Source organism: Nitrososphaera sp. AFS (assembly GCF_009898475.1).
GTDB lineage: Archaea > Thermoproteota > Nitrososphaeria > Nitrososphaerales > Nitrososphaeraceae > Nitrosopolaris.
In genome coordinates, this window is the sequence record NZ_QURE01000097.1 from 8,157 (window position 1) to 16,396 (window position 8,240).

Here is an 8,240-nt window from a genome sequence, read left to right on the forward strand (position 1 = left end):
AGGATAAGATAGTCGCAGACGAAAATCATGTATCAGTCATGGATCATCAAAGTGGCACTCATCGATAGCATCCCATTACAACCTCTGCGACTGATTCCAAGGAATGATTTTTTCTTACGTACTCGATTCCCTCTCTTGAGAGCTGTTCTCTTACTTGACCATTTTCGAGCAATGCCTTTAGATCCTTTTCGAACGAGCCGGCTGTTGTTCTATAAACCGGGGGTTTGTACTTGTCATATAGCTCTTCTGAAATATACGCGATAATAGACTTACCTAAAGCCATTCCTTCGAGTTCGAACTTTCCAAACCAACCTATCTCAGGCATTATCTTTCCAATAACGATGTCAGAACTTGCTACCATTCTTAAAGCATCAATATGGGTTTGATTTAGAATATTTACGAGTACACACTTTCCTTCGTTCTGCAATCTAGAAAGTATTTTGCTGTACTGGTCAGATGCCTCATAATTCTTATAATAAGGATAATGAGCAACTCGCAGTACCCCATGATTTTGCACATTCTTTTTTTCGTATGAAATAAGGTTTGAAGTTATTGTGCTTATTTCATTTAAGTCGATTGGAGTAGGAAGCCACTTTCCTCTCGGAGCGTTCTTCAAAAGGTCTGGTGTGGAAACTAGACAAAAGTCTTCTTCGTGCCGCCCTCTAAGATCATTGCCGTGGTAGTGCTTTAAATAAATTTTATTTGCCATTCTTGTCTCTAAGCTTTTCTTGAGAGAGCCGTAAGGATAATGGTAATGCCACACATCATACATTTTCAAATTTTTGAATAACTTCCATCTGTCTAGCGGCGACCAATATCTGAGCCTGGTCCCTCCAAATTGATTGAATATAATCTGATTGAATACAAAGACGTTTACGTCATGTCCCTGTCTTCTTTGTTCTGCAGCCAGGTTGGTAGCGATACCTGATGGATTGTTAATGTGCGCTATTTTCATATGTTTTTCTCCTCTACTTTACAAGGTCAGACTATTATTCGATAACTTTTATTTTAGTCCATCATAAACATGCTAGTAGATATGGTACATTTGAGCAAGATAAATAGTAGTGAGAATTCCATTAAATCAGATCTATATAAGATAACCTATTCTGGTCTATCTAGTTAAGGTTAGAATTTAGTCGATACTATATGAGATCGATATGAAGGGGTTAAAGAGATGAAATAACAACTCAAAATCAAAACCTAGTCAGTATCGGTACCTCTTGGTGCATGTATGTCCCTCGGGAGTTATTGATGGACACTGCCCCAATAAAACCCTGTGAATCCTGGCTTATACCACTGACTTGTATTTGTTGTCTCGGGATCATATTAATAAATTTGTTCAGTTTGAACACTAAAGGTGGGCACCTATTTTGCGATTGTCACTTGTAGAAATTCTCAAGAAACAATTTCTAAAGCCCTGGATTCAATAAAAGGCCAAACAATTCCACCTGAGTACGTAGTCGTGGTTGACGACGGATCGACTGACAAGACAGCCGAGATCCTGGAAAATTTTCGGAAACGATGGCTAATTTTGTACATCATCAAGAACCCTGATCTTGGTTATGATATTAGCAGGGTAGTCCAGAATTGGAATAAGGCCCTCAAAAAAAGTAGGGAATTAGGTAAACCAGTTACTGACTACCATATGATTGCGACCGATGATACCGTATATTCCAGAGATTATGCTGAAAAGGTAATTTCGTATTTAGACTCTAACCCTTCAATCGCGATTGCATCTGGCAGCTACTCTAGACTTAAACATGTAATGCCCCACGGAGCGGGAAGATTTGTCAGAAGCTCTTTTTTCCAAAGAACGGCTTGGGGGGACTTGTACCCTGAGCAAATGGGGTATGAATCCGCTATATTGTACGAAGCAAAACGTTGCCACTATTCATCCAATTTGATACCGGATGCCAAGTTTGAACATCTTAGACCTCTAGGCAAAAGTCATAAATTTTACGAATTCGGGGCAAGTATGAGAACACTAGGGTATCATCCTCTATTTGCATTGGGGAGATTTTTTAAATATTTCATAACCGGCGAAATTACCGGCAGACTAGGAGCCGCTTATATGCTATATTACTATTTAACGTATACCCCAAAATCTGTGGGATATGATAGAATGTATGATCATAATATTCGAAAATCTATCAGGGAATATCAAGTTAAGAGAATCAAATCTGTAATAACTGTGCGCAGGAAAAATAAATAACTATGGAGAATGATCCTCAGTCCAGGTATTGAAAAAACTGAGAATCACCTAACCCACATTTGAGGAATTCTATGATTTTAGAAGCCTGACTACGCTAAGATTTATTGCTCTTAATTAGTTGGCCAGTCCAATGAGCGTTCCTTTTGAGATTCCCTTTTTGTATTAATAACCGGATATATCAGGCGAGTAATTTTAGCATTAGCTTATTACTTCGATTCTATGACAGGCTGCAAGGTTCGGGATTGAAGTTTGAAGAGGCCACTGCTAACAACCGTTTCACTGCCACTTGCAGCCGCGCAGGTCTGCTATTACTTTATTAGCCCTGTTGCACAAGAAAAATCATTCATTCCTTCGTATTTGCATCCATCGGCAATCTTTGTAACACATCTATCTTTGTAACAAAAAACATAATGCCTTTACTATCGATTTCTTCGTTATGTTCTAAAGGTTTCTGGCATTTACCTGCTCCGCAAATATTCTTCTGATACGTTAATATCTTAGCATCCAATTTTCGAGGCTCCAACAGTGTAGAATCCCTCGACCGATTTCTAGGGAAATGCCGCTAGGTATAATTAGAACAGAATAAAATTCAGTCATTCAAATCGCTACGTTAGGAGATTATCGATAGGAATAGGTCAAAAATAGAGGGAGAATAGCTAGCGCTTAAGAGCTCTTAACTTGTCCAGATTGACCATCGCAAACTTATGTTCTCACTGTCAATACAATATTTACTGATACAAAAGAAGAAATTACAGCAAGTGCTACGGCATAATGTTGAAGAGTTCAACTGTATTCAGCCTTATCAGAAATAAGAAATGGGTTAGAAGACGCTGGCTGGATTTTAGGAATGGGAACGGATTATATTTGATATTTTTTCTTGCACTTGCCCAGTTTGTAATAGTCCAATATAAGCTTCTCCTCGAACGGACTCCTCTTTTTCATTCAACCCCCTTGTGGCTATTCTCTGCAATTTTTGTGGGCACCTATGTGCCGTTAGCAGTAATAATTGGAGTTTGGCACAGGAGGACTCAATATAATGTTGAGAACCAGACCCATTTTGAGCGAAACCCGATAGGAGCTACTTTAAATCTTTTTTTAATCGATTTAATTGATGGAAAGATTACTGAGGATGAAAAGAAGCAAATGCGAAGATATCTCTTAGATATAATGAAACAGCCTGAAAGGCCACTTATAGGCGCAAATGATCTGCCGCAAGGTGTAAGTGATAAGAAAAATTAAAGCGTACGTTATGCTCTTAACGATGAGACGGAACCTCACGTCGTAATCTAGTCGGTTTTTGGTTATTCCCTACTGCCTGTGCTCAGCCTATTGGTATATTCAAAGCACACAAAATCCAGGAAACTTCTCTCGAAGGGCTTCTGTTTTAGTCCCTTCATCCTATCTCATTTTCTTGTATAGAGCTGACACTTCCATTCCATCTGAAGACCGATACCTCCGTGTAAGGCTAAACAGTACTTTATCATCCAACATATGTACGCTTAGAACCGATGATATGCGGCTGTGCCTCTTTATAGCATTCCAGGACGAAGTTTGACCGTTCTTCATTCACCTTACCAAAATTATCACCATGTATTTCTACAATTATCTTTCGTAAGTCTTTTAAGGTATTTGTTGCTCCCTTCAGTGCCAAGACTTCTGCACCTTCTACGTCAATTTTCATTACATCGACCTTTGATCCTGCTAAGATATTATCCAAGGTGTCACATTCTACTTGTAAGGTTTTTCCATTTGGTAGGTTACGCATAAATGTGTCAAATAGGCTATAAACTTCTGAACCTGCACGGATTCCATCAAAGGATCGTTCGTACAAATTAACAACACCTTCATGATCACTTACTGCCTTGTTAATTATTTTAACATTCGTAAACCCATTGCACTTGATATTTCTATCTAATGCCTTAAAATTTTCTGGATGAGCTTCTATTGCTACGACTTCTACTCCTATTTCTCTGTATTCCTTCGCAATATTCAAGGAGTACGATCCAATATTAGCCCCTACGTCGACGAATGTTTCATTCTCCTTAAGTACTAAATGTGGTCTAACATCTTCTTCTCTTGAAACAAAGAACATATAGAAATCGCGTGAACCTTTTCTTGGTATGGCCTTAACCCCCTGTATGGCATACGGTCTCTCAGGTAAAAAATCAATAGGAGTTAGCCCCGTTTTTTTTAAATATTCATCTCGTTTCTTCTTGCCCATTTTGAAACGTAACAATAGTCTAAAAAAAATGTATCGATACCTGGCATATCTTAGAAACATGGAAAGAGAATTCATTCAATTACCTCCATGTTTTGGCTTCCGAATCAAAAAACATTCAGACAAATCATAATCCTCATGTCATACAATCTTGAAATAAGCCAAGCAAAACCAGAAGCTTTTTTTAAACGATTTGTAAGCGTCATATAACGGAAGCTTCGATATACGACTAAGCGCTTGCCTTTTTGATACCATATTGTATTTCCGTGCAATACGACCTTCTTCAATCTGGATTTTTTTCGGCACATAAACTGGCACAATTCTTAAAATTATGCCAGTTCTCGTAATGGTTGAACTTTCGACTTTTGGATAATGGTCTGTCAAATAATTTTCTACCATTCCCCACTTCCTACCCTGTTTCTTGAAATTATAACTCAATGCAGAATCCTCTCCGAAGGGTAAATCTAACTCTAAATCGACAACTGGTTGTCTTCTAATTAGAAGCGGACCCGACGTATCATTAGGGATATCAAATTTATAATGATCGATCCTGGATCCCTCTACTGCATCATATAAGTGCGTATGACTATTCATATTTTCATACCACCCTTTTCTTATAACCATATCGGAATCGATGATAGCGACCCATTCCGTTTCTGCAATAGAGAAAGCATACTGAGTGAGTTGTCCTAGGTTCAGATCAGGTTTCAAATGAATGTCGACCTTTTCAAACGACGACGCAATTTCGATTGTTTTGTCGGTAGACCCATTGTCTACAAGTATTATTCTCCTTACTGGCACATCATCGATAACTGACTGTAAGCATTCCCTCAAAATTTCTTGGGAATTTTTCGTTCTTATTACTACATCTACTAAATTCTGTTCTAGTGTCATAAACGAAAATATAGGCGCATACTAAATAATTTTTCCAATATATATTATTACACAATTCAAGACTCTTATTAATAGAAAATTCGTAACCTATGACGGGAATGTTGCTTTTTGCAGTTCTCTCCACTACTGCAATACAGGTGCGTGCCTTCGGATTCGGCCTCGAACAACTACCACATAAAGTGGACACACGAACTTCTACCACAATGGTTAGTCTATCCCGTTTTATGCGTTATTCATTCTGGAGCACCGAGCACCTTTTGACACAAACTTTACATTATCGGTGAGGTGTGAAGTACGCAGCGCCTAGCCCTTGATGATATTCTCAATATTCAGGCACGCCAATATTAGTTTAAGGCCCTGTATCTGATTCAAAGCGAAGTGCAACAGACAAAATGATTCAGGACTTTCCTACAGCGCTCTGAATAGTGAACTATCTTATGTTAAATCTATTCCATGTAGCAACTTCGACGAGTTAAGGCAAAGTGAATTATCCATGATATATGGCTAAACAAGTTATATATCAGATAACAACAACATTATTGGATATTTAGCATGAAGGGTCTGTCTGTACCGAGACTCCTTAATATGAAAAGTCACAATTGGGCTAGAAGACGATGGTTGGACTTTAGAAATGGGCATACCATCTATTTAATTTTCCTCATGACATTCGCCAACTTCATAACCATACAGTACCAGCTTTTGCTTCAGAGGGTTCCAATCTTTCAAGAGCTCCATATCAATATTTGGATATTTGCTATCTTGTTTGTTGTAATTTACTTACCTCTAGGTATGATAATAGGATATTGGCATAGGAGAAATCAATTCGCTGTGGAGGCAGAGGCCTTGTTTAATCAGAATCAAATAGGCGCCACGATAAATCTTTTCCTGATAGATTTAATCGATGGTAAGGTGACAGAGGATGAAAAGGCACACATGCGAAGATACTTATTAAATATTATGAGAAACGCGCCAAGTCCATACCGCGGCTTGAACAAGGAAGATAACAGTTTGAAGAAAGATGGAACTCAGCAAGATAGCAGCTCAGAAATGGAAATTCCGAAAACTCGCTAAGATCTTCGAATTTCGGCGGTATGCGAATCCTGCATCTATGGGATCAAGCCGGCGTAGCATTTGTTCTAGCAAAATACCAGACTATGCAGGGACACAAATCGAATGCTATAATGGTTACAGAGTATGACAAATTCGGGATAGGCAAATTTTACAGAGAGTACATCATTAGCACTACCCTACAAGAATTCGTGCAGAAGAGTATAGACGAAGCTCGTTTTTCAGATATATTACATGTCCATAGTAGAAGCGATCTAGTACACGAATTTCGAAAAGTATTCGGCAACTCGAAGAAGATTATTGTTCATTATCACGGCACTGACATCCGGGGAATAAAGAACCAAAAGCTACCGCACAGATCGAGGCTATCTGACATGGCAGTGAGAAGCATTTTCACTTATCGGAGAATCAGGGATGCTGCTTTATTTAAAAAAAGAATTCATTCAAAAGCACAGGGGTTAGCTGATGCTGTTGTCGTGTCAACACCAGATCTAATGTCTATTGTTCCAAAGGCAGTTCATATCCCTAACCCTATCGATGTAGGACACTTTTCTCCTAACGGGCCTGCGAAAATAAACAAGGCCCTAACCATTGATACTGAGGCAATTGATATCAAACTTACACTCGACCGTTGTAAGAAAAATGGTATGAATTTTGATATCGACATTTATAATAGAATCCGGAATCCTGTAATGTATTCGGATATGCCTTCCTTTCTCAAGAGATACGGGTTGTATATCGACATCAGATATGTGGACGGAATTCTGTTAGAAAATCTGAGCAAAACCGCTTTAGAGGCACTGGCTTGTGGTCTTGACGTCATTGATTATCGTATGAAACGCATTCATGGATTGCCTTCAGAAAATGCTCCTGTTAATGTCATCGATCAACTGGATTCAATCTATTCAAATGTGATGGGTTAGGAAAGTTGGGCAATCAAGTTCAAATGCAAATCACCAACGAGGACAGTGAAAAATATCAGTCCAGAACTTAATATTAGATTAAACAGAATCTTTAGTTGTTCCACTAGGAACGCCTATCCAAAATACGCAACTTCTCCAGCATATCGAAAAGGAATTTCTCATCACCTGAACTGCACTGATTAATTGCATTTTGTAAGATAAGCGGAGCGTTATCATAGCAATTTGAATGTTTATACAATAACGTTTCAAGTTCGAGGAGTAGGTGCATTGTGTTTGAGGGCAACACAGAACGAAAAAGAAGTGTACTCCTAAACTTAGTTCTTAGATTAGAAAAGTCCAACGAATTCCGCTCATGAATTTCCTGTGGCAGATTAGTAACCGGCGCAAACTGGCCACTTGTAGAATCGCTAACGACTTTGTCCAATGGGTAGCTTTTTCCAGGATGAAAACTCGACATCCAATTTCGTTCATTACGCTTAAACCAGGAAGGATGACTTGGTAGATACTTGCCTGAACCTCTCCCGACTAAGTATTCCATTAGCGAAACGATTTCCGCTCTGCCGGAATGGATATTAAAATTGTGTCTCTTACCACTTGTTTTCCGTGTAAAATGCTCGGAACATTCGGCGCAGACATAACTTATTCGGCCCATGATTTAGATGATTATATGTGTACCCAACTATATCATTCTTCGTCAGTGCTACACAGTGTTGCTCTATATTATAACATACTACAAGAAAAATAAGTTTATAGCTCGATATGGATAGTTAAATTGTTTGACAGAATTAGCCACAGATGCTTTAAGGGGATTTGTCAAAGGTGAGGTATTCGATGATGAGTGGACACGGAAAATTAATTCAGTCGATGCAAGTCACTATTTGCTCTGTCCCTCTATTGTTTTACACCCTTTTGATGAATCCGACTT

9 protein-coding genes are annotated in these 8,240 nt (G+C 38.7%); 4 read left to right on the forward strand and 5 right to left on the reverse strand.

Going from position 1 to position 8,240, the window contains the following annotated elements:
- Positions 1–58: 58 nt before the first annotated feature.
- Positions 59–955 carry a hypothetical protein gene (locus DYY65_RS09465; RefSeq protein WP_162477718.1) on the reverse strand — a complete coding sequence of 299 codons (897 nt, stop codon included), beginning with the start codon at positions 953–955 and terminating at the stop codon, positions 59–61.
- Between the two features lie 402 nt (positions 956–1,357).
- Between DYY65_RS09465 and DYY65_RS09470 the strand changes: the two genes are divergently transcribed.
- Positions 1,358–2,212, forward strand: a complete 855-nt coding sequence (locus tag DYY65_RS09470) for a glycosyltransferase family A protein (RefSeq protein ID WP_162477719.1) — start codon at positions 1,358–1,360, stop codon at positions 2,210–2,212.
- Between the two features lie 343 nt (positions 2,213–2,555).
- Here the strand turns inward: DYY65_RS09470 and DYY65_RS09475 are convergent, their stop codons facing one another.
- Positions 2,556–2,720 (reverse strand): hypothetical protein, encoded by a 165-nt coding sequence (locus tag DYY65_RS09475; protein ID WP_201449442.1) that lies wholly within the window; start codon positions 2,718–2,720, stop codon positions 2,556–2,558.
- A 263-nt stretch (positions 2,721–2,983) separates the two neighbouring features.
- Here DYY65_RS09475 and DYY65_RS09480 point away from each other — a divergent pair, with 263 nt between their 5' ends.
- Positions 2,984–3,451, forward strand: a complete 468-nt coding sequence (locus DYY65_RS09480) for a hypothetical protein (protein WP_162477721.1) — start codon at positions 2,984–2,986, stop codon at positions 3,449–3,451.
- A 241-nt stretch (positions 3,452–3,692) separates the two neighbouring features.
- On the opposite strand, the gene DYY65_RS09485 is transcribed toward DYY65_RS09480, so the two are convergent.
- Together DYY65_RS09485 and DYY65_RS09490 are read right to left on the reverse strand one after the other, a co-directional pair.
- Entirely contained in the window at positions 3,693–4,508 is an 816-nt protein-coding gene (locus DYY65_RS09485) for an FkbM family methyltransferase (RefSeq protein ID WP_162477722.1), read from the reverse strand.
- 63 nt (positions 4,509–4,571) lie between these two features.
- The gene (locus DYY65_RS09490; RefSeq protein WP_162477723.1) at positions 4,572–5,324 is read right to left on the reverse strand and encodes a glycosyltransferase family 2 protein; all 753 of its coding nucleotides are present in this window, start codon (positions 5,322–5,324) and stop codon (positions 4,572–4,574) included.
- An 843-nt stretch (positions 5,325–6,167) separates the two neighbouring features.
- Between DYY65_RS09490 and DYY65_RS12265 the strand changes: the two genes are divergently transcribed.
- The gene (locus DYY65_RS12265) at positions 6,168–6,395 is read left to right on the forward strand and encodes a hypothetical protein (protein WP_201449443.1); all 228 of its coding nucleotides are present in this window, start codon (positions 6,168–6,170) and stop codon (positions 6,393–6,395) included.
- A gap of 20 nt (positions 6,396–6,415) precedes the next feature.
- Positions 6,416–7,315 carry a hypothetical protein gene (locus DYY65_RS09500; RefSeq protein WP_162477725.1) on the forward strand — a complete coding sequence of 300 codons (900 nt, stop codon included), beginning with the start codon at positions 6,416–6,418 and terminating at the stop codon, positions 7,313–7,315.
- Between the two features lie 103 nt (positions 7,316–7,418).
- Here DYY65_RS09500 and DYY65_RS09505 read toward each other — a convergent pair whose 3' ends face one another.
- Positions 7,419–7,853: a hypothetical protein gene (locus tag DYY65_RS09505; protein ID WP_162477726.1), complete on the reverse strand. Its 435-nt coding sequence runs from the start codon at positions 7,851–7,853 to the stop codon at positions 7,419–7,421.
- Positions 7,854–8,240 lie beyond the last annotated feature (387 nt).